A 22,683-nucleotide genomic window follows, 5' to 3' on the forward strand; every position below is an offset into this window, starting at 1 on the left:
TCCAATCATGCTTGTCTTGTTGATCTTGTTTGTTATCGTTTAAAAGCTTTTACATTCTACATAGTTTTTTGCACAAAGAAGCATAATTACTTGAATAATTTACACATTACTTTTTCATCAAATGAATATATTAAGTCATTGTTTTTAATAAATAAATATAAAAAAAGTAAAAAGAGGCATTGACCTCTTTTTAGACAAATAGATTAACTGTTTTATTTAAACTGTAAAATCGTCACCTAAGTAGACTTTACGGACTTGCTCGTTATCCAGAATTTCTTGTGGTGTACCTTCTGCAATCACAGCCCCTTCACTGACAATATATGCACGTTCACAAATTGCCAGAGTTTCACGTACGTTATGGTCAGTAATGAGTACACCGATACCACGATCTTTCAAAGTCTGGATGATATCTTTAATATCTCCAACCGAGATTGGGTCAACGCCGGCAAATGGCTCATCAAGTAACATAAATTTAGGATCAGCAGCCAATGCACGTGCAATTTCAGCACGGCGGCGTTCACCACCAGATACACTCATTCCCAATGAATCTTTAATATGACTGATTTTAAAGTCATTTAATAATTCAGTAAGACGTTGCTGGCGCTGTTGCTTATTTAAATCTTTGCGTGTTTCTAAAATGGACATAATATTTTCAGCAATGGTCAGCTTTCTAAAAATAGAAGCCTCTTGCGGAAGATATCCAATTCCCTTACGTGCCCGTTCATGCATTGCCAAATCGGACATATCAAGATCATCAAGGTGAATTTCACCTTTATCCATACGTACTAGCCCTACAACCATATAGAAGCTTGTTGTTTTTCCTGCACCGTTAGGGCCAAGCAAACCAACAATCTGTCCACTTTGCATACTAAAAGATACGTCTTTGACGACCCAACGCTTACTATAGTTTTTTCCTAAGTGCTTAATACACAAAGTTTGGGGTTGTTGAAGAGCTTGTTGCATTAGTCACGCGCTCCTGGAAAGCTTTTTGAACTTGATGGTGGAATAATAATTTGAACACGATTTGATGATGAGCCTTGAGCTTCAACATCACCTTTGTTCATGCTATATTTCAATGAGTTACCACGAATACTAGAACCATCTTGATATAAATATGCGCCACCAGCCAATGTAATAATGCCCGTATCTGCATTATAAACAATGGTCTGTCCTTCACCACGTGCCACGCCCTTATCAGCACTTATTTGTTGCTGAAATTTAGACGGTCTACCCTTGGCAGTAATCGTTTGGATTTCACGTTTAGAGTTTAGCGTAGCAACAATCGAATCGGCTTGAAGCTTCATCGTGCCTTGCTCAATTACGACATTGCCGGTATAAGTCGTCAAACCAGTTTTTTCGTTATAAGTTGCACGGTCTGCCACGAGTGAAATTTGTTGACCACGGTCAGACGGCAACGCAAAAGTCGAAGCTGATGATAAAGCAACTAATGTAATTACCGCAGCTTGTTTTAGGAAAGCTGAAGAACGTTTTAAATTAAGACTTTGGTGCATACTTTCCTCGAACATTAAAAAATTCGTACTGACCATTATTCAAATTAGCTTTTAATCCTTTGCTGACAAAGTCGGCCTGTGGAGAATGAACAATCACTTGATGATCAGTTTCAATTTCTCTGGTCTTTGGATATCCAGTTAATTCATCGGTCTGGAATTCAATTTTTCCCTGTGGAGCCAGTTTAGTTGCGACCACATCACCCGATAATATAACTTTACGGTTATCATCATAGCCATTTGCCTGTTTCGCAAAGAACGTTGCATCAACTTTGCCATCTTTATACATAGACGCATTAAGCTGATCCAACTTAGATGTTTTTTGTTGCATATCCTGTTCAAGCTGACGAACTTCAGCACGAATATACAAATTGCCTTGATCATCAGTTTGAGTCAAATGGACGCCCTGCGCCGAATATGTCATATTCTTCGCAGAACCAATGTCTAGTTTTTTTGCTTTGCCACTATAGTAGTAATAACCACCACTTATAGCAGCAATCACTACAGCAACAATAGATAAAACTCTGGTATCCATGAGCAGGAATAGCCTACCTTTTTAAGTAATCTTATTATTAATGCGGTACTGCAAGATATTTTTCAAGAAGTTCTTGGTAAATGCCTTTTGCGATCAGCAACATATCACAGACTTCTCGTACAGCACCACGTCCACCCATCGACTGTGTCACTAAATGCGCACGGCGACGCACTTCTTCATGACCATTTGGCACAGTGACGCTCATTCCTGCGATTGCAAAAGCAGATAAATCAGGCCAGTCATCGCCCATATATAAGCAATCAGAAGGCAAAATATTAAACTGTGCACAAGCTTCACGTAGCGCAGAACCTTTGTCCTCACGCCCTTGAAAAACGAGATCTACGCCTAAATCAGACATACGTTTTTCAACGATATTACTTTTTCGGCCTGTAATAATGATAATTTTCATGCCCGCTTGCTGCGCAAGTTTCATACCTAAACCATCACGAATATCAAACGATTTAATCTCATCGCCACTATTCGTTAAAGTTACAAAACCATCACTCAAAATACCATCAACATCCAGAACCAATGCCTGTAAATAACGTGCTTGTTCTAACAATGCATAAGATGCCATTGATTAATTTACCCCTGCCTGAATAAGGTCATGCATACTAATTACACCAATCACTTTATTTTGGTCATCCACCACAACAAATTGACTAATTTTTTTCAAGTTAAGCTGTTGTAGAGCTTCTACCGCACGTGCTTCTTGAGAAATAGTTGACGGTTTTTTTGTCATTACTTCAGAAACAGGTAAATTCACATCAAAACCTTGCTGTTTATCAATTAAACGACGTAAGTCACCGTCGGTGAAAATACCAAGCAAATGTTCCTCATCATCAACAATCGTGGTCAAGCCTAAACGCTTATTAGAAATTTCGTAAAGCACTTGATTCATTGGTGTGTCTGGTGAAACTTTTGGCAATTCATCGCCAGTGTGCATCAGGTGTTTTACATGTAAAAGTAAACGCTTACCCAATGCTCCAGCAGGATGCGAACGCGCAAAATCATCTGCGGTAAAACCACGAGCTTCAAGTAAAGCAACAGCCAGTGCATCACCCAATACTAAAGTCGCTGTCGTGCTCGATGTCGGAGCTAACCCTAATGGGCACGCTTCGTCAGACTCACCTAAAGTTAAAGCGATGTCGGCATTTTGAGGCATTGGCCCTTTATCAGTACGGCTAATGGTAATAAGAGGTACACCAAGATGTTTGATGAGTGGCATCAACATCATGATTTCATCACTTTTTCCAGAATTGGAAATTGCAATTAAAACGTCACCACGAACCAGCATACCCAAATCACCATGCCCAGCTTCGCCTGGATGCATAAAGAAAGATGGTGTACCGGTTGAGGCAAAAGTCGCAGCCATTTTACGGCCAATATGCCCTGACTTACCCATGCCAGTAATCACAACACGGCCTTTACACTGTAACAATATTTCACAAGCCTGATTAAAACTGTCATTAATTTGTGTTGCTAACACGTCTAAGGCTTGCTGCTCAATACGCAATGTTGCTAATGCGCTGCTTTGAAAATCTGTAGGATTGGGCATACGAGTTTGACTCAAAATAATTGATCTGATCTCTTGTGAAGATCGGTGATTTTAATCAAAAGATTTGGGGGCATTCTAACATAACTCAATCATTTACACGTTTTTAAATGTATAAGATTTCACAAGCTTATAAAATTCTTGTATAAAACTTTGTGAAAAATGATGCATCAGTTATGATGTAACACTGTTTTTGTTGAGTGTTTGAAAACCCTTATGCAACCGTTTGTTTTATATAACTCTGAGCAACGAAAAAAAGTTGAATTTGTACCTCGCAAAGAAGGTCACATCGATATGTACGTCTGCGGTATGACCGTTTACGATTACTGTCATATCGGGCATGCTCGAGTTATGGTTGCATTTGACTACATTATACGTTTCTTACGTAGTCAAGGCTGGAATGTTCGCTATATTCGCAACATTACCGACATTGACGACAAAATTATTAAACGTGCGAATGAAAATGGTGAAAGCATTCAGCAGCTCACTACTCGTTTCATTGATGCAATGAATGAAGACGCAGCTAACTTAGGCTGTGCTGCACCTGATGAAGCACCTAAAGCGACTGAATATATTGATCAGATGCAAAATATGATTGGCAATCTGGTGAATAAAGGCTCTGCTTACCCTGCTTCAAACGGCGATGTTTATTTTGAAGTCACCAAATTTGAAAAATATGGTCGCCTCTCTGGCCGTAAGCTTGATGATATGCAAGCTGGCGCGAGTGAGCGCGTTGACGTAGAAGTTGAAAAGAAACATCCGTTTGACTTTGTACTTTGGAAACATGCCAAAGAAAATGAACCATCTTGGGCATCTCCTTGGGGCAATGGCCGTCCGGGCTGGCACATTGAATGTTCTGCGATGTCGACTTGCTGCTTAGGTAATCACTTTGATATTCATGGTGGTGGTTCAGATTTAATGTTCCCTCATCATGAAAATGAAATTGCGCAAAGTGAAGCATCAACTGGTGAACAATATGTGAACTACTGGATGCATGTTGGCTTCATTAATGTTGATGGTGAAAAGATGTCTAAGTCTTTAGGCAACTTCTTTACTATTCGCGATGTGATGGAGAAATTCCACCCTGAAGTGATTCGCTACTTTATTGTGTCTTCACATTACCGTAGTCCTGTGAACTTCTCTGATGTGGCATTGAAAGAAGCAAAAACTTCTTTAACTCGCTTCTATCATTCATTTAAAGCTTATCAACAAGTGTACGGTCAAACGACAACTGAAACGCTTGATCAAAACTTTATTGAACGCTTTAACAATGCAATGTGTGATGACTTCAATACTGCTGAAGCAATGGCGGTATTGTTTGAACTAAACAAAGAGTTAAACCGTGCTGTAAAAGAAGAGCAAGCTGACCAAGCGACTGTGCTTTATTCAACGTTACGTCACCTCACCAACATTTTAGGTTTGGTACAACACGATGTAGATGCTTTCTTAAAATCAGATATTGGACAGGAAGCGCTTGCTTTGTCTGATGCTGAAATTGAAGATTTCATTCAACAACGTGTTGATGCGAAAAAAGCAAAAGATTTTGCTAAAGCAGACGGTATTCGTCAGTCTTTACTCGACCAAGGTGTTGTATTAGAAGACACTCGCCAAGGGACAGTTTGGCGTCGTGCTGATTAAATGTTCAATTAAATCACAAGAGTGTTGACACTTTAGTGAAACACTCTATAATGTGCTCACATTGCGGGAATAGCTCAGTTGGTAGAGCATAACCTTGCCAAGGTTGGGGTCGCGAGTTCGAGTCTCGTTTCCCGCTCCAAAATTTAAAAACCACTTAATTCGAAAGAATTAGGTGGTTTTTTTATTGTCTATTAGTTCGCTAAAAAAGTTAGATTGCTCCCACCCCTTCTTATAATTATCTTTAATCAAATTTGACGGGCTGCATTCTTTCAACAAAGGAAAAGACGGAAAGCATCTTTACGATCCAAATGAAGTTATTCCTATCCTTGAAAACTTGAATATTCAAAGGCAGTCGAGAAGAAAAAATTAATATGGGCTTCTGCCCCTTTATTACTTCTTATAAAAATATATTCCAACAAAAACCCAAGTACAATTAAATAAAATCACATTTTTAAAAACAATGTTTTCAACAAAGTTATTCAATGTAAAAACCGCCTATAAATTAATTTATTTACAATTTTATAATGAATTTATTTTTATATTTATATTAAATATTTAGCAATCTAATTCTAAATATTTACCACTTGGTAAAATATTTAGTTACACGCTTTAATATTTTATAAAAAAACTATATGTTAGTTTTTAGACTCATAATTAATTCCATTGTGAGATAAAAATGTCATCTAAATACAAGAAATTTAAACTAAAAACCCTTTCAACCACTTTATTTATTGCATTTGCTTCGACTAGTGTATTTGCAGCAGATAGCAATACAAATCAACAAAAACCTGTAATGAATGTCGCTGAGACATTAGCATTTGATGCAAAACACTATGCAGCATCTTATGGAGTCACATTAGACGAAGCTATGCGCAGATTACTCATTATGCATGGCACTGATAATCAAGTAGCAGGTTTAAGCGATAAATATAAAAATGTTATTTCTGGCCTATATTTTGATAATGGACCTGACTTTGGATTAAAAGTTAAAGTTGTTGGAAATAATAATTCTCAACAAGCTTTTAAATTAGAAAGAAAACCAGATACATCAGTTAAACTTTTAAAAAACAAAAATGCTCAAGAACGTATTCAAGTTAGAAAGCTGGCAAATTTAACTGAAACTGAAGTGGAATCTGCATATAGAGCTATTGAGCGCGGTGTAAGTGCCCCTATTACCCTTATACAAGGAGCTTCAAATACTAAGCAACAACGAGTAAATCATCTTAATAAATCATTTGCTGCTGTTAAAAAGGCGTACCCTACAGTTGAAATGATTTTAGATAATGAGCAGACAGGAAATGCATTAGTCTATGTGAAATCTCTAAAACAAGTTGATAAACAAGCTCTCGAAAGACTACTCAACGTCAAAGTAGACTTATCTGAAATTCCTACCGGTATTCTACCGACAAAATCACGTGGTGGATCTTGGTTAGTAACGAATTCAGGTGGAAACTACTGTATGACTGGTTTTACTGCAAAGAGGATCTCAACTGGTGAACTCGGTGTTATAACTGCAGGCCACTGTATAGATCCAAATGTTCCTTTAAATTATAAAGATAAAGATGGAACTCAATATGCTATTTCACCAGTAGCAGGTATGTATCGTGACGATACAACTATGGACCTAGCATTTATGAAGGCAGGTACAACTAACGCTCAACAAGCTGTACCAGAGTTTTATGCTGATGCCACATCACCAGCTCGAGCTTTAACAGGTAAGCGAAATCGAACAAGTACTGCAGTAAAAAGTGGAACAGTTAAAGGATCTTATGTTTGTCACCTTGGACAAACTTCACCAACAAATCCAGCATTGATGCAAAGCTGTGGTGAAGTAATATCAATTACTGGTGCGAATCATCATCCAGGTGGGAATACTTTTGTAGTCGTTTCAAATACTCAAAGTGGAGCTGGAACTAATCATACAACTGGCTTAGGCACTTTACGTTGTGTTGGTGGTGATAGTGGCGGACCTTGGTTCGCTTTAAATGTTGCTTTTGGTATTCAGTCTGCCTGTTCTTGGAAAGATACAGGTAAAACAATAACAAATACAGTCATTTATACTAGTGTAGATTATTTGGCTGATTTAGGAGCTCAACTTGTATATCAATAAGATATTGTTATTGATTGCTTGTGCTGGACTACTTGCTGCATGTCAGCAGCAAGTATCCGATAAGCAAGAAAAAAACGATCAGCTAGCCTCAGTAAAGCTTCCTATTTATCAATCTAATGGCGTTTTCGCCTCTGCACGATTAAGGGGGCCGTTACAGCTAAAACAAGAATGTCTATATGTAAATGATATTCTAATAATTTTCCCTGAAGGATATGCAGAATGGGACCCTAAGAATCAAATTTTAACTTTTAATGATAAAAAAGTTGCCTTAGGTGAAGAATTAGATTTAGTTGGTGGTTTTGGCCAGTTTGAAAGAGATAGTAAGCGAGTTAAAAACTTAAGCGCTTCATGTGATCATAAAAGTATTTGGCTTGCTGGATAATTTAGCATCTTATTAAAAGTGCATTTCAAAAATTGGAATGCACTTTTTCTTTTATGTTGTAATTGTTAAACAAGTTACTCATCAAATCGCTTAATAACTCAGCTTTAATTGTAAAAACTTATTCGACACCACTTCGGCACCATTAAAATATAACCAATTGTTATTTAATATTTATTATAACCTTGCCAAAGTTGAAGTTACAATTTCAAGCCCGTTTCTCGCTCCAAAATTTAAAAACTACCTAGCTTTAAAAATTAGGTGGCCTTTTTATTGTCTGCCAGTTAGCTATTGATCACTAACACCCTCATATATTTTTAGCTAAATCTTTTGCTAAACATTGTTCATGCCAAGTGGTTTGGAAATTTTCGACAGCTTTTGACTTGATGAGAGGGTCTTCAAATAATTTTGAGGAATATGCAGATTTGATAAGCTCTTGATAAATTTGTTTGGCTTGTTCCTCTTCAAGATGATTCGCTATGTCATGTAGCTCTTTAGCTGGCACCTCATGTTGTCTAGCATCCATCACACCACTTGCTGCTTTTTTTACAGTTTCGCAGTAATGAAGCTGCATTGCTTCTGACGCTGCATAACATGGAATAGAAATTGCGCTGATAAAGAGGAATATAAATCTCATAGTCTCACCTTAATTTGACGCGCAAGGTTAACAACTAATTTCCCAAAATTTAAGTTAAGAAAGGTTAATTTTTCTTTTCTCCGCTTTTACAGTTGCAAAAGAATGAGACGGCGCGATTAATTTCATTTCACTTTTTGCACTTGAGTATCAGAAGCATTAAGCACTTTTCCATCTACTGTGACTGGCGCCATGAATGGAATTTGCTGACCTGTATTTTTATCAATTAATAGAGAATGAGGCTCACCACTTTCAAATAGGTTCTGCTCTCCCCATTGTCGCAAAGCCACAACCACTGGAAACAAACTCTCCCCTTTAGCGGTCAACACATATTCTTGATAAGCCGTACCATCCGAAGCGTCTTGCATTTCAAGAACGTCTGCATCAACTAACTTTTTTAGTCGATCAGAAAGAATATTTCGCGCAACTCCCAGACTCCGCTGGAAGTCTCCAAAACGGCGCATTCCATCAAAAGCATCACGCACAATAAGAAGTGACCACCGATCTCCTATGAGATTGACACCGCGCGCAACAGGACAAGGTTCATCTTTCAAAGATGTAGTGTTCGCCATTGAGTTTCCTTAAAAATAATCAGGAATAAAATATCTAGTTGCATTTTAAAACTAGCCAATCTAACATTCAACTAGTTTCATTTTAAAACTAGATTGAATGGATTTAGGGTTATGAAAGCTTCTCTTGCATCTTCAACTTCACCCACAGAAAACAATAGACCACTTTCGAGCATGCCTCGTGGCGTCATATTGCTGTTTGCTATTGCAAGTGGTGCAAGCGTTGCAAATGTCTATTATGCACAGCCTTTGCTCGACATATTGGCTAGGGACTTTAGCATTAGTCATGCCGCCATCGGTGGTGTAGTTACAGCCACGCAAATTGGTTGTGCGCTGGCCCTCGTGCTTCTGGTGCCGTTGGGCGATCTTGTAAATCGGCGTCGATTAATGGCTATACAGTTACTGGCTCTGGTATCTGCATTGCTAGTTGTTGCATTTGCTCATTCTGCTGTTGTTCTTTTGGCAGGAATGTTTGCAGTGGGTTTACTCGGTACAGCCATGACACAAGGGCTTATTGCTTATGCTGCGAGTGCTGCTCTCCCACATGAGCAAGGACATGTGGTCGGCACTGCACAAAGTGGTGTGTTTATTGGTTTACTGCTTGCCCGAGTGTTTTCAGGAGGAATCAGTGATGTAGCGGGTTGGCGTGGCGTTTACTTTTGCGCAGCCATCATCATGCTCATGATTGCCTTACCACTCTGGAGACGACTTCCTCATTTAAAAGTTCAGCCCGTTTCAATGCGCTACCTGCAGCTTCTGGCTTCTATGTTAAAACTGCTACACCAAGAAAAAATACTTCAAGTGCGCGGTGTCTTAGCTTTACTCATGTTCGCGGCATTCAATATTTTTTGGAGCGCACTAGTATTACCGTTGAGTGAGCCACCTTATCGTTTTTCACATACGATTATTGGGTCTTTTGGTCTTGTCGGAGTCGTTGGTGCCCTCGCCGCTGCACGTGCTGGACAGTGGGCCGACCGCGGATATGCTCAGCGTACAAGCTTGGCAGCACTCGTTATATTACTAATCGCATGGGGACCACTTTCACTCATGGCATACTCGCTCTGGGCACTGGTGATTGGCATAGTATTGCTAGACTTGGGCGGACAAGCTTTACATGTAACCAACCAGAGTATGATTTTTCGTACTCGCCCAGAAGCTCATAGCCGGCTTGTTGGGCTTTACATGCTATTTTATGCAATTGGTAGTGGACTGGGTGCGATCAGTACAACCGCTACTTACGCATATGCTGGATGGCTTGGTGTGTGTGCACTCGGTGCAGGTGTTAGCCTTCTGGCATTATTATTTTGGTGGATGACACGTCATATATTGCCTCCAAACACAGACGAAAAAGATAACAATATATAAATTAGTAAAATATAATAAGATGAAATCTTCTCTAACAACCTAAATGTTGATATGCAACGTTAGTCCATTACTATCAAAAATACATGGAAGTCCCTAAAGGAATAAAATTGGGTATTAATAATAAATTGATTTGCACAGTTGTGTTGGTACTCCTTACAGGATGTCAGCGACAAGAAGCGAACGAAAATACAAGCGCTGTAAAACTCCCTGTTTATCAGTTTAATGGCGTTTCTGCATCAGCACGCTTAAAAGGAATATTGCAACTAAAACAAGAGTGTCTTTATGTGAACGATATACTCATTATCTTTCCAGAACACACAGCTCAGTGGGATTCTGAAAAAGAATCTTTGAGTTATAAAGGCAAGCACATCTCCCTAGGCAGTGAATTAGATATTGTTGGAGGGGGTGGTGATTTTGAGCAAGACAACTTACGCATTAAACATTTGAGTCCTATGTGTGATCATCAGAATATTTGGTTTGCTGGATAATCTACAGTGAAGGGTTCGAATTCAATATAGAAAATTAAAAAGCCCCCATATGGGAGCTTTTCCAAAGTAGTTTAAGACCTGTTATTTACAGATTAAATCTTAACTTGGGTGAATTTCTGCCGTTAATCTTTGCAAATCATGCCCCGAAGGCGCTTGGTAAACACGTAAACCAAATTCGGGAAGAATCGCAATTAAATGATCAAAAATGTCTGACTGAATTGCTTCATAGGAAACCCATGCAGTTGTATTGCTAAATGCATAAATTTCTAACGGCAACCCTTGGCTAGTCGGCTGTAATTGACGAACCATAATCGTTTGATTTTGAGCAATCCCCTTATGTTGGCGCAAGTAAAATTCAACATAGGCTCTAAATGTACCGATATTAGTTAAACGGCGTTTGTTATAACGAGATTGATTGCTTAAATGTTTATTGAATTCTTCGATTTCAGAATTCTTTGCATCAAGATATTGATCTAATAATAAAAATTCTTTGAGCTTTTGTTGCTCTTCATCAGTCATAAAATGAACACTACTTTGATCGAGAAAGAGTGAACGTTTCATACGACGACAACCTGAATTACTCATACCGCGCCAGTTTTTAAACGTATCGGTAACGAGCTTATTGGTTGGAATGGTGGTGTAGGTTTTATCAAAATTTTGAACAGTCACTGTATGTAGTGAAATATCGATCACATCACCATCTGCATTCAGTGAAGGCATCTCAATCCAGTCTCCAATTCGCACCATGTCATAAGATGCAATTTGTACACTGGCAACCAAAGACAAAATCGTGTTTTGGAAAACGAGCATTAATACTGCTGCCATCGCACCAAAGCCCGCAAGTAAAGTAAACACATCCTTTTTAAGGAATGTGCCCAAAATCATGAGGCCACAAACGACAAATAAAATGAGTTTAACAAGTTGTAGGTAACCTTTAATTGGTTTGTTTCTAGATTTTGGATTACGCTGATAAATGAGGTTAAAGATATTTAACACTTCGCTAACTGTAAGCGCGAGCGTAAGAAAAATAAATGCTTGCGCCCCCATTTCGACAAAAGAAATAAACTTCGGCGTTAGATGAGGAACTGTTGCAATACCGTTCATAATTACAACAGCGGGAACAATATTTGCAAATTTCTTTATAACACTATGCTGAGCAAAAATAGATTGATTGGGTGATTTGAACTTTGTGACTAAGTGACGAACGCCCCGAACAATAATGCGTTTAGCAATAAAATTTGCTATTGCTGCAAATAAAATCAAAATCGTGAGTGAAACAAACATCTCAAGCCAAGGATAGTGGCTTAATTCGACTCGGATATCACGAAAAAAATTTAAAAAATCCAAACTCATACCCCTTAAAACTTTATTTTCTAGAATTTTAAGGGTTAAAGCATTTGATAATAAGACTTGTTTACATATGTAGTCATAAATACAACAACTAAGTTATATACCCTGTCCAAATTTAATTACGAATCTCATGATTTTTGAGCCTTAATGATAAGATCTTGCCTACTTAAGTTTTAGATCGTTTATATAACGTAGATCGAACGAACCGGTTCATTTAGAATAATGCGTTAAACGAATAATTTTGGTTCTAGTGAGTGAAATTTTCTGACTTTTTGACTTTTATTGGAGTGGTCTGGTTCACCTTATTCTTTATCTATATTGCTTGGACCTTTTTTCTTAAAAGTCTGGTTCATAAATTTTTAATTTATAAACGAGGAATCATTACCTCTGTCGAAGTTGTGTATTTTCAAGACTCTCTCGTCAAGGTTCAATATCGCCCGTTATGTTATATAAAATTAAAATTTCAAACTGAGCAAGGTCAAATCATGACTGAAAATCTGAAGGTGCTTATTGCTAAACAAAATCACGATCAATATAAAGTCGGTAGCATAATAAAAATTAAATATGATCCACAAAATTTAAAGAATATTTCAATATTAGGAGAAGTCATGGTTTAAGTTATTAGAGGTTATTTAAAAAGTAAGATAAGCCCTGAGGTGCTCGCCCATTTAGCCGACTACTCGTTGTCACTCTAACCAGATTACTCCAAGTAATATTGCAACAATGCTTTATAAATTTCTTAATTAAATACACATCTTCATGACATGAAATAGGCTCAAAGCCTCCTACCAAAAGATAAACCTCTGCGCTAAAACTTAAATTTGCCCCATGAATATGCGCGTGATCCATCTGATCTTTATAATGTGCCAAGTATTTCTGCCGTTTGGCTATCGATAGATGGCTCAAGTCATCTAAGGTCACCGTACCGCAAATTGCATCTGTGGGTTGATGCTGTATTTGATAGCGCAGCCAATCAGGACTGACCACCGTGTCTGCATCCGTACACGCAATCCATGTTACGCCACGCCCAATTAAATGACGAATACCTAAATCTCGTGCTTTTCCTACACATGCATAACCACACTCAATCCAATTGATTTGATGGCTTTGTACAATGAGTCGCGACTGATCTGCACAGTTATCAAGTACAACAATGACCTCTACGTCATAACCGCTAATATTATCTATGGCAACCTGAATCGATTGCAGGCAGGCCGATAGATATTGCTCTTCGTTATGTGCTGGAATGACGATACCTATTTTCATCTTAGTTTTTCCTGCTGTGCTAAAGAGGAAGTGTTCGCCGTCCAAACATCTATCATAAAATCTGGGTCGTTCAAGCTTAGATAATGATGAAATGGAAAATGTTGCTGAAAAGCTTGATGGACTTGTTCGGCGTTTAATTCAAAATCTTGAATTTCATGACGCCAATGGCAACATAGAATTTCACCGTCGTCATTTAAGCTATGCTTTAACTTTTCAATAAACTGATGCAATTCGTTTGCCGACAAGTAATAGGCCATCTCACTAATTAAAATCAGATCAAATTTTTGAATTGAGTAGTCTTCAGGTATTTTTCTATTTTCAACAACAACATGCTCAAATTCTTGTAGGCGCTCAGACGCTAATTGAACAGCGCTCTCAGAGACATCTATACACCACAATTGCTCGGCTCTTTGGGCTAAATGAATACTTAAATGCCCATTTGAACAACCCACTTCCAACACTTTTGGGTAGCGAGGTCTTGTGAGCAGCGCGAGACAAATTTGCCTTTTACGGGCTTCATACCAGTGTGAGTCATAGCCCCATGGATCACTGTTATAACGATATAAATCTTCAAAGTACATGCGAGAATGAATCACTCAAATACACCTCATAAGGCATTAAAAGACGTTTAATTGCACTTGAAGAGAGAACCGCAGCATTACCCGTGGTTTCATCTGCTTCAAGTTGGGTTTTAAACTGCAAAATTGCTTGATGTTTTTTAGTTAATTGTTCTTCGGTTAGGTGGAACGCTTTTGCGCGCTGCCAATCAATTCGTGGGTCTAAAGGCTCTGCCCAATGCCAAGCCCATATTAATACGTGTAAACATAGTAATTGCTTAGCATTTGCATAAGCTTGCACTGTTTTACCTACTGCTTCATGGTCTGGGTGACCATCAAGTGCATAACTACAAATGAGAATGTCATCGGCTTGAATGAGCTTGTCTAAATTCTGCCAAAGTTGATTGGTTTGGAAATGGATCTGACCATCTAACAAATTAAGCTCTGCCCGTTCGGTTGACTTTACTGCCCCTAAACAATCTAAAGCAGCTAAACTTTCTTGTGGACGAAGAATATTGAGCTGATCTGGAGGATACTTTGTCGAGTTAGGATGACTTTGTGTGCCGTTAGTCACAGCTAAAATTAAAACCTTACAATTCAGTGCATTAAGTTGCTGCATTAGACCGCCACAACCGAGCACTTCATCATCAGGATGTGGAGCGACAATCACCACCCTTTTAGAGCGAAATAACTCAAGATCTAAAGACGCTAAAGGATGTTCTTTAAATGCCTTTAACCATTGCTCTTTGGACGTACCTTCACCAAAAATAACGCGGTCTTCTACTAAAGGATGTTTTAAAGTTCCCATAAGCTTTGCTCCGATAAACAGAGTTCTGCAATTTGTTCATAGTCAAAAGCGGCATGACTTTGTCTGATAAACACAGGCAAGTCAGCCATGAGCTGAGCGAAAGTCGCATCTTCACAAAAAGGCCGAGCACCTAAGGCTTTCCCTACTCGTTCAATCACACTCAGACAGCATTGTTCTGTTTGGGCACGTAATATCCGTATTTCCCGCTCATGACTTAGCAATGGTTGATGGTCAATCAGTTCAGCAACGTATTGAAAATATTGCTTGGTGATCGCTAATTGCTGAGCTAACTCTCCTAAGTACAATTTCTTAAAAGGGTTAGGATTTGCCTGACAACTTTCCTGCAAAAAGCTGGCTAAACGCACAGCGGCACCGTACCAACAAGCAGCGACTCCAGCCGCACCATGCCAAAACCCTGGACGTTCTAAATAACTGTTTGGCTGACCTATCGGCTTAACAGGCGTATTTTCAAAAGTGACTCTGGCTGTCTGCGTGGCGTGCATCCCGACTGCATGCCAGTGACTTAAATCGGTAGTAATTGAAGGATGTTCTAAGTTAACAATACAAAGCAGTGCTTGCCCTTGGTGGTCTTTATAACTCATTAAGGCTTTTTGGATAAACTCCGCACCAGAGCACCAAGGTTTTATGCCATTACAAAGATTATCTTTTATTTGCAATGGAGCTGGTCCACCGTCTGCTGCCCAAACCGCCCAAATCTGGTCATCTATTTCTTCTTGATAGCCCAATTCATTTAAAATACTTAAGGCATCACAATGAGACTCAAATAGTTTAGCCAAACTTAAATCTGACCCAGCAATCTGAGCAAAAAGTTGCCAACGTTGATAGGTTTGGCCCGAAGCTGGATAAGGCAAATTTTTGGCTAAATTTACCAATTGAGAGAGTAAATCTATACGAAGCTTACTTTTATCTTCAGCTAAGGCAGATTCAAATTCACTCAAGATGCTCAATATCGTCATATTTATAGATATTTTAATATTCATTGCAAATAATTATTTATAAGACTTGATTTAACCATATCTAAATACTTCTGTTTAAATAAACACATTAATTGTAATAAAAAGATAATTATTATTAGATTTATATCTAATTATTTCATTGTTACTCAAATATATTCATTAAGTGAGTTTATAAACTGATCCTGTAAGGTTTATTAAAAATTCAACATTTAGCTTATTATTTAAAGTAATTTAGTTTCTACCGTTTTTCTATTTTCAAAGAAGAGGTCTAAAATGAATACTTTAAATATTACTGACATTCAAAAACACGCAGATGTTATTGCTTCTTGCGGTACTAAAGTAGGAACTGTCGACCATCTCGATGGTGAAAATCAATTAAAGCTGACTCGAGACGAAAGTGGTCAACATCATCTCATTCCTACTGCGTGGATTGGGGAAGTGAAAGAAAACCAAGTCATACTCAATAAAAATTCAGAAGAAGTTAAAGATCAATGGCAAGCGATCTAGGCTTTTAAGCACGGCGAGTTACTTACCGTAAGCTTTATAATAAAAAGTTTTAGCTTATAAAAAATGAATAGGCTTAAAGAATTTAAAGCCTAGATTATAAAAATGAAGGCTCCTTTTAATAAAGGAGCCTTTTTTATTGACCGAACCTCTCACTTAGACCTTTTTTATCTCTATAAGCCTTTTGTAAGATGTTTTTGTCCCTTAAGCACATGGTGATCGATTTTACTTAATGCTAAAAATTGTGCATTCGCATTAAATGAATAATTATGAATAGGGTGACGTATATGATCACAGGGAATCATCAGCTTAAAGCTCGAAAAGTATATTTTGATTTCGCGGAGTCATCTGTCTGCTGGATGCCGAATGATCCGTTATGCTCACATGTAGCAAATGGTATCAATATGCTTTTGCCAGCTGGCGAGTTTTGGTTCTGCCGAGTGTTTAATAAAACCCTTCCCTACATTACCGATGAAACATTAAAACAAGAAGTAGTAGGCTTTGTCCGCCAAGAAGCAGCGCATGCACGTGCCCATGAAAAAGCTCAAGACTTTTTACGAGAAAATGGCTACGACATTCAAGACCCACTCAACCGTGCGCATTTTGTTTTTAATATTTTATTGGGCGATAAACCCTTTGGTCTGCCGCTTGTAAAAGGCAAAAAACTTGAAGAATATTGGTTACTTTTCCGAGTAGGTGTTATTGCTGCAATTGAGCACTTTACGGGAACTATTGGTCAGTGGACACTTGGTAGCAAGTCTTGGGATAGCGCTGACCCTGCAATGGCAGATTTATTCCGTTGGCACCTTGCCGAAGAAGTTGAACACCGCTGTGTAGCTTACGATTTATTTCAGCACCTTTTAACAAACAAGTTGGGTTTTTATGTGTCGCGCCAAGTCATTATGGCCGCTATTTTCCCACTGTTTATTTACTTCCTTGCCGATTTTGCACGTAGTCTAGGTAAGCAAGATTTAGAGCACGAAGACATTCAAAAATTGATGCGTCGTGGCTTCTTTAATTTCATTCGTGAATTTGAAAAAACGGCTACTCGCTCAGACAACCTACCGACCATTAAATATTTATGGAAAGCGACTTTAAGATGGGTTTCTCCAAAATTTAACCCAATTCATGAAGGTGACACTGAACAGGCTTTGGCTTATATGGCTCGTTCACCTGCGGTTCAATATTTTGAACAAATGGCTCATTCTGCAAAACCTGCGACATTAAGCTAAGAACCTATTTTCTTTCAAAGAAAAAGCCTCCTTGTTCGGAGGCTTTTTGCTATTTAAGTTCTAGCAATTAGACAAAGTTTAAAAAGAAATAATCCAACAGCCGTACGCTTTCATCTACCCCATTTTCACCTAAAAGCTGAACCATTGCCCCATCAATCATAAATAAAAACATGTAAGCATCTTGGATTGAAGACGTCGTTTTTAAGGTTAAAAGCAACTTATGGATTTCACCAACAAACCAGTTTCTATAATCAACCACGACTTTATAGGCAACCGGATAGAGCTTTTCAATTTCAAAAATTGCCTTAAATGGCAAATGGTAAAAGCCATTTAAGTCGGCATGTAGAAAATAAATTTCCTTGAGTTTATCGAGCACCATTTGTTCACGGTAAGAATTAGAAATTGAAAATACCTTGTCTTTTAGCGCGTCTTTTTGAAAAGTGAGACACATCTCGATGAGTCGTGCTTTTGAATGAAAGTCGTTGTAAAAAGTAGCTTTGGCAACTTTGGCTTCCGCAATAATTTGGTCGACACCGACCTTATGAAACCCATATTGATTAAATAAGTCTTTTGCGGTGTGAAGCACTCTGAGTGCTCTAAATGAAGATTCTAAATTTGGCATAGAAATACCGTTTAAATAATTTTTTGTTGTATCTAAAAGAGATAGAAATGCCGTCACTCTTAAAATGAGTGCTAAAAACAGGCATGCAAAAGCAGCACAAAAATGTGCCTAAGCTATCTTTGGTTTTATTGTTGCTATGATTTTTTAGTCGTAACGAGCTAAGGTTGTAGAAAACCTAAAGTCGGGTAAACCGTTTTAAAGACCATTTAGGCGGTATTGCTAGAGAGATTTTGGCAAAAGCCAATAAAGAAGAAATAATACGCATGAGCGGACTCCTTGTGTGTAAAGGAGTTCTACCAGATCACTGTCAAATGATTATGGTGGTAGAACGAGAGAAGGTTGACAGACTGACACACAAGAATCAGCACGCACAAGGCGTCCCTCCCTCGCCCTACCGCTACGAAGGGGGACGAACGAGTTCGCCACCAAAAAGAGAACTTTTTGATGTCTTGTGTGTTATATCGATCTGTCAAAATCGACTGGCAATGTGGCCAGCACGCAAAGCATAATCGGAGGGGTTTTAGGTGTCAATGTGATATTGGATAGAAATAAAGCTAAAAAAACTTTAAAAATAATTTTAGTAAAATAGTTTATTAATCTAATACAGAAGCTTTTTTTCTGGAAATTAACTTATTATGAATAAAATAAATATCTATAATAATTTTAGTTTTTAAAATTAATTGCATTACTTTGGATATAAAAAAGAGATAAAGATGACTACAGCCGAAAAATCAAAACGTGAAATTTTTTTAGAGTGTAATTGGTCTTATGACCTTGAAAAATTTGAAAATTACTATAATTCTTCAATTAGCTTAAGTCTTGATCAGGCTTCATATGATTTTCAAAAAGCTGGTAAAAATGAACATTCAAAAGTTTTGAAACTCTTATCAAACATAAGCTCAATGTATTTAAATCCAGAAAGTATTCAGGATCCATTTAAACCAAGCATTGTTGACTATGAAAATAATAGATCTTCATTCCACGTTAATATGCTTTCTATAGCGGATCTAGACTTTATGGAGTCAATTTTAGATGATATTAATGAGCCAGTTTTAAAAGCAAGAATTGCGGATTTGTTATGGATTTTTCATCCATCTAGAAATCATGATCATGCTAGAAAAGCTATAGATTCCTATATAAAAATCGGAATAAATAAACACTGGTTCAGTGGGATTAATAATGCTTGGGAAAGAGCTATCATCTTATCTCGACAAATAGGTGATAACAAAAGACTAAACTTAATAAAAAGCGAATTATTCAAAGGCTTTGAACAAGAAAAATCAAATTTAGAGTATCCATATCTAAGTATATGTATCGCAAAATTATTAGATGAAACAAATCTTGATAAAGATTATAGAGAAAAAATAGCTGTTCAACTTTTTACACAAGCATTAGAACAAAAAAGCAAAGAAGATTATGATTTTGCAAGACAGTGCTATGATTTTTCTTCCAAAAAATACAAACAGTGTAATGATCCCAAATGGGTTGATGCTTTACATCAGAAAGCAATTTGTTTTGAATTAGAAGCTGAAATTCAAACTGTGAAATTAAGAGCAAAATGGCTATATGAGGAAGCAATAATTACTTATAGAGCTATACCCAGAAAAAATCGAGCCGAATTGTCTCTTGAAGATAAGCCAGCAGAGCTTCAAAAAAAGATGTTACAGGCTGGAAAAGAAGCTTTAGATGAATTGACAAATATTGAGCCTGATCGAGATGAAGAAGATATTCCTGAAGAAGAAATAATCAAATTTGTAGGTGGGAAAGAGAGACTTGAAATAGCTTTAGTTCATTTTATTAAAATATATAAAGGTCCTAATTTTAAAGAAATTGAAAAATTAGCAAAATCTTTGTTAGATCAAAGTTTCTTTTTAGGATTAAGTTCAACTTATTTAGCTGAAGATGGTCGAACTATTGAAAAAGTACCAGTTTTGGATAGAACGGCAAAACTTGATGATCTAAAAAATTATGAAGCGATCCGAGCTAAAATGATACCTATCTTTGCTGATGAAGTATCAATAATAGTACGAAATAGAATTATGCCAGCTTTATTTCAAATCACTAAAGACTTTCGTATAAATAAAGCCTTATTAAGAGAGCTTTGTGAGGCTTCTCCTATTGTACCTGAAGGTCGCGCAAGATTAATTGCTGATGGCTTATGGTATGGATTTGATTATGATTTTAGTACCGCGATTCATTTATTAAGTCCACAAATTGAAAATATGGTGAGAGTTGAACTACAAAAGGTAGGAGAAGTAACCTGCACATTGGATAAAGGTATTCAAAATGAAATTGGTTTAAGTTCACTTATGAACCGTCGTGAAAATATACTTGAAATTTTTGGTGAAAATTTAGCTTTTGAAATTGAGTGTATTTTTACTGAATCAATAGGATTTAATTTAAGAAATAAAATTGCACATGGATTACTTAGTGATTTGGAAGCATCACACTTAGATGCTTGTATATATGCGTGGTGGCTATCATTAAGAATAATACTGAATAGTTTGTTCTATAGACAAATCAAGTCAGACTAAAAACACTAAAAAGCCCTCTTTTGAGGGCTTTTTTATTTAGATTTTTTAGAACTCAAGTTTTCTATTGGTTATTCTAATTTACTTAGCTCAAATGCAGCTACTAAAAAATATCTATATATACTTTCTCTTTCGTCGAGTTTATCTGTACTTAGAAGTTGTATTAAGGTCTCATCCATTATATATAACAACAAGAGTGCATCTGTATGGTGACACTTTCCGTGATCGTGCTGATCAGTTCAAGAATCTTATTAATTAATCATTTTCTATAAATAATGATAAATTTATAAGCTTCAGGATATTCTGATTTTATTTCACAGACCACTTTAGAGATTAAACAATAATCAATCTTTAAGCTTGTATGTATAGGAAGAGACTAGTTAAAGTAGTCATTTTCTGGTTCAACTGGTAAAGTTTATGCCTTGATACACCGATAAAATGAATAATTAAATCCATCTTATCGGCTTGCTAGAAGAGGTTTTTAAAACCTTATTTTATTTTTTAATATAGTTTGGAAACTCTTTTAAAACCGTACTACATAAGTGGCCTTTCATATCTCCTCTCTTGCGTGCTTCAAATTGGTCCATACCTAATCTCATAACTTCTTTACCGTATTTATCACCTAGCTCATGTTTAGTACATTTTTCAGATTCATGAACTAATTCTTGTGAAGTATAGTGATAATTACAATCAAGTTGAGCACGGCTTAAAAAACCATGTAGTTGTACTGTTCTCTCGCAAGTTGTTCGCTGTATATAAGTTTTGGGCTCTTGTTCAGCATAAACTGATGTTCCTACCAATAAAGTAAAAACTGTTACTAAAATATTACGCATTATTTCCCCGACAAAGTTATTAAAAGTATTAGTGATAATGTTGCGGGCGTATTAAATAATAATTACTTATAAGTGTCTATTAATAATAAGAAAATTAGATAAATCCTCTTATCTTTTGAATACTTAATCACCTTAAAAAAATTGTGTGATTAAGTTTTATCAAATAAATGATATTAAATTTTTTTCTAATCTTATTTAATATAATCCAATCGATTCGAGAAAAGAGTTTTAGTGATATTTCATTCCTTTCTTATCGACTAAAACCCTTACTCATTACACCACTTTAAAACCCTAATTTCTTAAAGACAAAATAACCCACATGGCTTTCAAAGCTACCGTCATTTTGAATTTTGAAATACTTCTTAACAAGGTCAGATGAACCTTCCTGCAAATAGCGTAAAGTTTTAATTTGATCTTCAGGGGTTTTCATACGCTTTACCCAACTATCAAAGTCCAATGAAAGCGTTTGTTTATCTAAGCCCACTAAATCAAAGCCCGCATCTTCGATAAAATAGACCCATTCTTTCACACTATAGTTTCGTACATGACTTGGGTCTCGAATAGTTTCGATCGTCTGTAAAAACGTATCTAATATCGGCGAGCTAGAACTAATAATGTCTACAAAAATAACAATGCCATCGGGCTTAAGAACGCGGTTGACCTCTTTCATTGCGCTAGGAACATGCTGCCAGTGATGAGCTGAATATCGGCTAATCACGACATCAAACTGTTGATCACTAAAAGGCATGTCTTCAGCAATGCCCTGCTGCACAAAGATGTTTTTTAATTTGCGTTGGCTGGCAGCCTTAGACACAGTGTCTAACATCTCATGAGATAAATCGTAAGCAAAAACAAGGTCTGCATGCGGAGCAACATTATAAGAGACATGGCCACCACCACAGCCTAAATCAAGAACTACAGCCTTTTCAATTTTCTGAATTTCATTAATAAATTTATTAAATTCAATTCCTTCAGAATGAGCTTGGCTATTCAAATAGTCGAGAGACTTATTTTGATATTGTTTTTGATTTATATCATGCTGGGTGATCATAACCTTGCTTCCTTCTATGCAATGAAATCACCATAAAGGAAAAGTTAGATAAAAAATAATGATTAGTTTTTCTTCAATTGATAAATAAAAGTTATTATTTAATTTGTTTTAATACACAGTAATCATAAAATTTTAAAATCCTTAAATCCAACAGACAGCTATACTATGTTT

24 protein-coding genes and 1 tRNA gene are annotated in these 22,683 nt (G+C 37.0%); 10 read left to right on the forward strand and 15 right to left on the reverse strand.

The genetic code is table 11. The features are described from left to right. Positions 1-216 precede the first annotated feature (216 nt). Genes lptB through HL290_RS08290 form a run of 5 tightly spaced genes read right to left on the reverse strand, consistent with a single transcriptional unit; the run spans position 217 to position 3,601 of the window. Positions 217-963, reverse strand: a complete 747-nt coding sequence (lptB, locus tag HL290_RS08270; RefSeq protein ID WP_003650837.1) for an LPS export ABC transporter ATP-binding protein — start codon at positions 961-963, stop codon at positions 217-219. Then, complete coding sequence (gene lptA, locus HL290_RS08275; RefSeq protein ID WP_198496165.1) at positions 963-1,511, reverse strand: lipopolysaccharide transport periplasmic protein LptA; 549 nt, start codon at positions 1,509-1,511, stop codon at positions 963-965. The genes lptB and lptA overlap by 1 nt, the downstream gene beginning before the upstream one ends. Further along, complete coding sequence (lptC, locus tag HL290_RS08280) at positions 1,495-2,043, reverse strand: LPS export ABC transporter periplasmic protein LptC (protein WP_133746428.1); 549 nt, start codon at positions 2,041-2,043, stop codon at positions 1,495-1,497. The genes lptA and lptC overlap by 17 nt, the downstream gene beginning before the upstream one ends. A 37-nt stretch (positions 2,044-2,080) precedes the next feature. Next, positions 2,081-2,620 (reverse strand): KdsC family phosphatase, encoded by a 540-nt coding sequence (locus tag HL290_RS08285; protein ID WP_198496166.1) that lies wholly within the window; start codon positions 2,618-2,620, stop codon positions 2,081-2,083. A gap of 3 nt (positions 2,621-2,623) precedes the next feature. Further along, entirely contained in the window at positions 2,624-3,601 is a 978-nt protein-coding gene (locus HL290_RS08290; RefSeq protein ID WP_151768336.1) for a KpsF/GutQ family sugar-phosphate isomerase, read from the reverse strand. Positions 3,602-3,814: 213 nt separating this feature from the next. Between HL290_RS08290 and cysS the strand changes: the two genes are divergently transcribed. The 4 genes from cysS to HL290_RS08310 all read left to right on the forward strand — a co-directional run bounded on the left by cysS (position 3,815) and on the right by HL290_RS08310 (position 7,728). Continuing rightward, a complete protein-coding gene (gene cysS / locus HL290_RS08295) occupies positions 3,815-5,236 on the forward strand; it encodes a cysteine--tRNA ligase (protein ID WP_198496167.1) in 1,422 nt (473 codons plus the stop codon). 63 nt (positions 5,237-5,299) lie between these two features. Next, positions 5,300-5,375 (forward strand) — tRNA-Gly (locus HL290_RS08300). A gap of 537 nt (positions 5,376-5,912) precedes the next feature. Next, the gene (locus tag HL290_RS08305; RefSeq protein WP_198496168.1) at positions 5,913-7,346 is read left to right on the forward strand and encodes a hypothetical protein; all 1,434 of its coding nucleotides are present in this window, start codon (positions 5,913-5,915) and stop codon (positions 7,344-7,346) included. Continuing rightward, positions 7,333-7,728 (forward strand): hypothetical protein, encoded by a 396-nt coding sequence (locus tag HL290_RS08310; RefSeq protein ID WP_413784444.1) that lies wholly within the window; start codon positions 7,333-7,335, stop codon positions 7,726-7,728. The genes HL290_RS08305 and HL290_RS08310 overlap by 14 nt, the downstream gene beginning before the upstream one ends. A 304-nt stretch (positions 7,729-8,032) precedes the next feature. Here the strand turns inward: HL290_RS08310 and HL290_RS08315 are convergent, their stop codons facing one another. Continuing rightward, on the reverse strand, positions 8,033-8,362 hold the full coding sequence (locus HL290_RS08315; protein ID WP_003650820.1) for a hypothetical protein: 330 nt from the start codon (positions 8,360-8,362) through the stop codon (positions 8,033-8,035). Positions 8,363-8,484: 122 nt separating this feature from the next. Beyond that, positions 8,485-8,931: a winged helix-turn-helix transcriptional regulator gene (locus HL290_RS08320; protein ID WP_198496169.1), complete on the reverse strand. Its 447-nt coding sequence runs from the start codon at positions 8,929-8,931 to the stop codon at positions 8,485-8,487. A gap of 111 nt (positions 8,932-9,042) precedes the next feature. Between HL290_RS08320 and HL290_RS08325 the strand changes: the two genes are divergently transcribed. Together HL290_RS08325 and HL290_RS08330 are read left to right on the forward strand one after the other, a co-directional pair. Beyond that, positions 9,043-10,293, forward strand: a complete 1,251-nt coding sequence (locus HL290_RS08325) for an MFS transporter (RefSeq protein ID WP_198496170.1) — start codon at positions 9,043-9,045, stop codon at positions 10,291-10,293. Positions 10,294-10,376: 83 nt separating this feature from the next. Then, on the forward strand, positions 10,377-10,781 hold the full coding sequence (locus HL290_RS08330; RefSeq protein ID WP_198496171.1) for a hypothetical protein: 405 nt from the start codon (positions 10,377-10,379) through the stop codon (positions 10,779-10,781). Positions 10,782-10,880: 99 nt separating this feature from the next. On the opposite strand, the gene HL290_RS08335 is transcribed toward HL290_RS08330, so the two are convergent. After that, positions 10,881-12,128: a mechanosensitive ion channel family protein gene (locus HL290_RS08335; RefSeq protein ID WP_198496172.1), complete on the reverse strand. Its 1,248-nt coding sequence runs from the start codon at positions 12,126-12,128 to the stop codon at positions 10,881-10,883. 257 nt (positions 12,129-12,385) lie between these two features. Here HL290_RS08335 and HL290_RS08340 point away from each other — a divergent pair, with 257 nt between their 5' ends. Continuing rightward, the gene (locus HL290_RS08340) at positions 12,386-12,748 is read left to right on the forward strand and encodes a DUF3592 domain-containing protein (RefSeq protein WP_198496173.1); all 363 of its coding nucleotides are present in this window, start codon (positions 12,386-12,388) and stop codon (positions 12,746-12,748) included. Between the two features lie 4 nt (positions 12,749-12,752). Here HL290_RS08340 and HL290_RS08345 read toward each other — a convergent pair whose 3' ends face one another. Genes HL290_RS08345 through HL290_RS08360 form a run of 4 tightly spaced genes read right to left on the reverse strand, consistent with a single transcriptional unit; the run spans position 12,753 to position 15,763 of the window. Further along, the gene (locus HL290_RS08345) at positions 12,753-13,397 is read right to left on the reverse strand and encodes a glycosyltransferase (RefSeq protein ID WP_198496174.1); all 645 of its coding nucleotides are present in this window, start codon (positions 13,395-13,397) and stop codon (positions 12,753-12,755) included. Further along, the gene (locus HL290_RS08350) at positions 13,394-13,993 is read right to left on the reverse strand and encodes a class I SAM-dependent methyltransferase (RefSeq protein ID WP_198496175.1); all 600 of its coding nucleotides are present in this window, start codon (positions 13,991-13,993) and stop codon (positions 13,394-13,396) included. The genes HL290_RS08345 and HL290_RS08350 overlap by 4 nt, the downstream gene beginning before the upstream one ends. Continuing rightward, positions 13,968-14,762, reverse strand: coding sequence for a PIG-L deacetylase family protein (locus tag HL290_RS08355; protein ID WP_198496176.1), 795 nt, complete (start codon positions 14,760-14,762; stop codon positions 13,968-13,970). The genes HL290_RS08350 and HL290_RS08355 overlap by 26 nt, the downstream gene beginning before the upstream one ends. Continuing rightward, a complete protein-coding gene (locus tag HL290_RS08360) occupies positions 14,750-15,763 on the reverse strand; it encodes an acyl-CoA dehydrogenase (protein WP_198496177.1) in 1,014 nt (337 codons plus the stop codon). Before HL290_RS08360 ends, HL290_RS08355 begins: the two co-directional genes overlap by 13 nt. Before the next feature lie 249 nt (positions 15,764-16,012). Here HL290_RS08360 and HL290_RS08365 point away from each other — a divergent pair, with 249 nt between their 5' ends. After that, positions 16,013-16,246, forward strand: coding sequence for a DUF2171 domain-containing protein (locus HL290_RS08365; protein ID WP_005041820.1), 234 nt, complete (start codon positions 16,013-16,015; stop codon positions 16,244-16,246). Between the two features lie 284 nt (positions 16,247-16,530). Next, the gene (locus HL290_RS08375) at positions 16,531-17,475 is read left to right on the forward strand and encodes a metal-dependent hydrolase (RefSeq protein WP_198496178.1); all 945 of its coding nucleotides are present in this window, start codon (positions 16,531-16,533) and stop codon (positions 17,473-17,475) included. Between the two features lie 67 nt (positions 17,476-17,542). Here HL290_RS08375 and HL290_RS08380 read toward each other — a convergent pair whose 3' ends face one another. After that, positions 17,543-18,097, reverse strand: coding sequence for a TetR/AcrR family transcriptional regulator (locus tag HL290_RS08380; RefSeq protein WP_198496179.1), 555 nt, complete (start codon positions 18,095-18,097; stop codon positions 17,543-17,545). Between the two features lie 713 nt (positions 18,098-18,810). Here HL290_RS08380 and HL290_RS08385 point away from each other — a divergent pair. After that, entirely contained in the window at positions 18,811-20,631 is a 1,821-nt protein-coding gene (locus tag HL290_RS08385; protein WP_198496180.1) for a DUF4209 domain-containing protein, read from the forward strand. A 491-nt stretch (positions 20,632-21,122) separates the two neighbouring features. On the opposite strand, the gene HL290_RS08390 is transcribed toward HL290_RS08385, so the two are convergent. Next, entirely contained in the window at positions 21,123-21,461 is a 339-nt protein-coding gene (locus HL290_RS08390) for a hypothetical protein (protein ID WP_004642071.1), read from the reverse strand. Positions 21,462-21,744: 283 nt separating this feature from the next. Further along, positions 21,745-22,512: a class I SAM-dependent methyltransferase gene (locus HL290_RS08395; protein WP_198496181.1), complete on the reverse strand. Its 768-nt coding sequence runs from the start codon at positions 22,510-22,512 to the stop codon at positions 21,745-21,747. Positions 22,513-22,683: the final 171 nt, after the last annotated feature.

The sequence above is a fragment of the Acinetobacter sp. AC1-2 genome (genome assembly GCF_016124155.1).
Classification (GTDB): Bacteria; Pseudomonadota; Gammaproteobacteria; order Pseudomonadales; family Moraxellaceae; genus Acinetobacter; species Acinetobacter calcoaceticus.

What these genes read in the sequence shown, in the direction of transcription:
- cysS (WP_198496167.1), top strand. Translation starts at nt 3,815, where the DNA reads ATGCAACCGTTTGTTTTATATAACTCTGAGCAACGAAAAAAAGTTGAA.
- HL290_RS08355 (WP_198496176.1), bottom strand. Translation starts at nt 14,762, where the DNA reads ATGGGAACTTTAAAACATCCTTTAGTAGAAGACCGCGTTATTTTTGGT.
- HL290_RS08315 (WP_003650820.1), bottom strand. Translation starts at nt 8,362, where the DNA reads ATGAGATTTATATTCCTCTTTATCAGCGCAATTTCTATTCCATGTTAT.
- lptB (WP_003650837.1), bottom strand. Translation starts at nt 963, where the DNA reads ATGCAACAAGCTCTTCAACAACCCCAAACTTTGTGTATTAAGCACTTA.
- HL290_RS08330 (WP_198496171.1), top strand. Translation starts at nt 10,377, where the DNA reads ATGGAAGTCCCTAAAGGAATAAAATTGGGTATTAATAATAAATTGATT.
- HL290_RS08285 (WP_198496166.1), bottom strand. Translation starts at nt 2,620, where the DNA reads ATGGCATCTTATGCATTGTTAGAACAAGCACGTTATTTACAGGCATTG.
- HL290_RS08345 (WP_198496174.1), bottom strand. Translation starts at nt 13,397, where the DNA reads ATGAAAATAGGTATCGTCATTCCAGCACATAACGAAGAGCAATATCTA.
- lptA (WP_198496165.1), bottom strand. Translation starts at nt 1,511, where the DNA reads ATGCACCAAAGTCTTAATTTAAAACGTTCTTCAGCTTTCCTAAAACAA.
- HL290_RS08385 (WP_198496180.1), top strand. Translation starts at nt 18,811, where the DNA reads ATGACTACAGCCGAAAAATCAAAACGTGAAATTTTTTTAGAGTGTAAT.
- HL290_RS08305 (WP_198496168.1), top strand. Translation starts at nt 5,913, where the DNA reads ATGTCATCTAAATACAAGAAATTTAAACTAAAAACCCTTTCAACCACT.
- lptC (WP_133746428.1), bottom strand. Translation starts at nt 2,043, where the DNA reads ATGGATACCAGAGTTTTATCTATTGTTGCTGTAGTGATTGCTGCTATA.
- HL290_RS08325 (WP_198496170.1), top strand. Translation starts at nt 9,043, where the DNA reads ATGAAAGCTTCTCTTGCATCTTCAACTTCACCCACAGAAAACAATAGA.
- HL290_RS08320 (WP_198496169.1), bottom strand. Translation starts at nt 8,931, where the DNA reads ATGGCGAACACTACATCTTTGAAAGATGAACCTTGTCCTGTTGCGCGC.
- HL290_RS08390 (WP_004642071.1), bottom strand. Translation starts at nt 21,461, where the DNA reads ATGCGTAATATTTTAGTAACAGTTTTTACTTTATTGGTAGGAACATCA.
- HL290_RS08395 (WP_198496181.1), bottom strand. Translation starts at nt 22,512, where the DNA reads ATGATCACCCAGCATGATATAAATCAAAAACAATATCAAAATAAGTCT.
- HL290_RS08360 (WP_198496177.1), bottom strand. Translation starts at nt 15,763, where the DNA reads ATGAATATTAAAATATCTATAAATATGACGATATTGAGCATCTTGAGT.
- HL290_RS08375 (WP_198496178.1), top strand. Translation starts at nt 16,531, where the DNA reads ATGATCACAGGGAATCATCAGCTTAAAGCTCGAAAAGTATATTTTGAT.
- HL290_RS08365 (WP_005041820.1), top strand. Translation starts at nt 16,013, where the DNA reads ATGAATACTTTAAATATTACTGACATTCAAAAACACGCAGATGTTATT.
- HL290_RS08290 (WP_151768336.1), bottom strand. Translation starts at nt 3,601, where the DNA reads ATGCCCAATCCTACAGATTTTCAAAGCAGCGCATTAGCAACATTGCGT.
- HL290_RS08380 (WP_198496179.1), bottom strand. Translation starts at nt 18,097, where the DNA reads ATGCCAAATTTAGAATCTTCATTTAGAGCACTCAGAGTGCTTCACACC.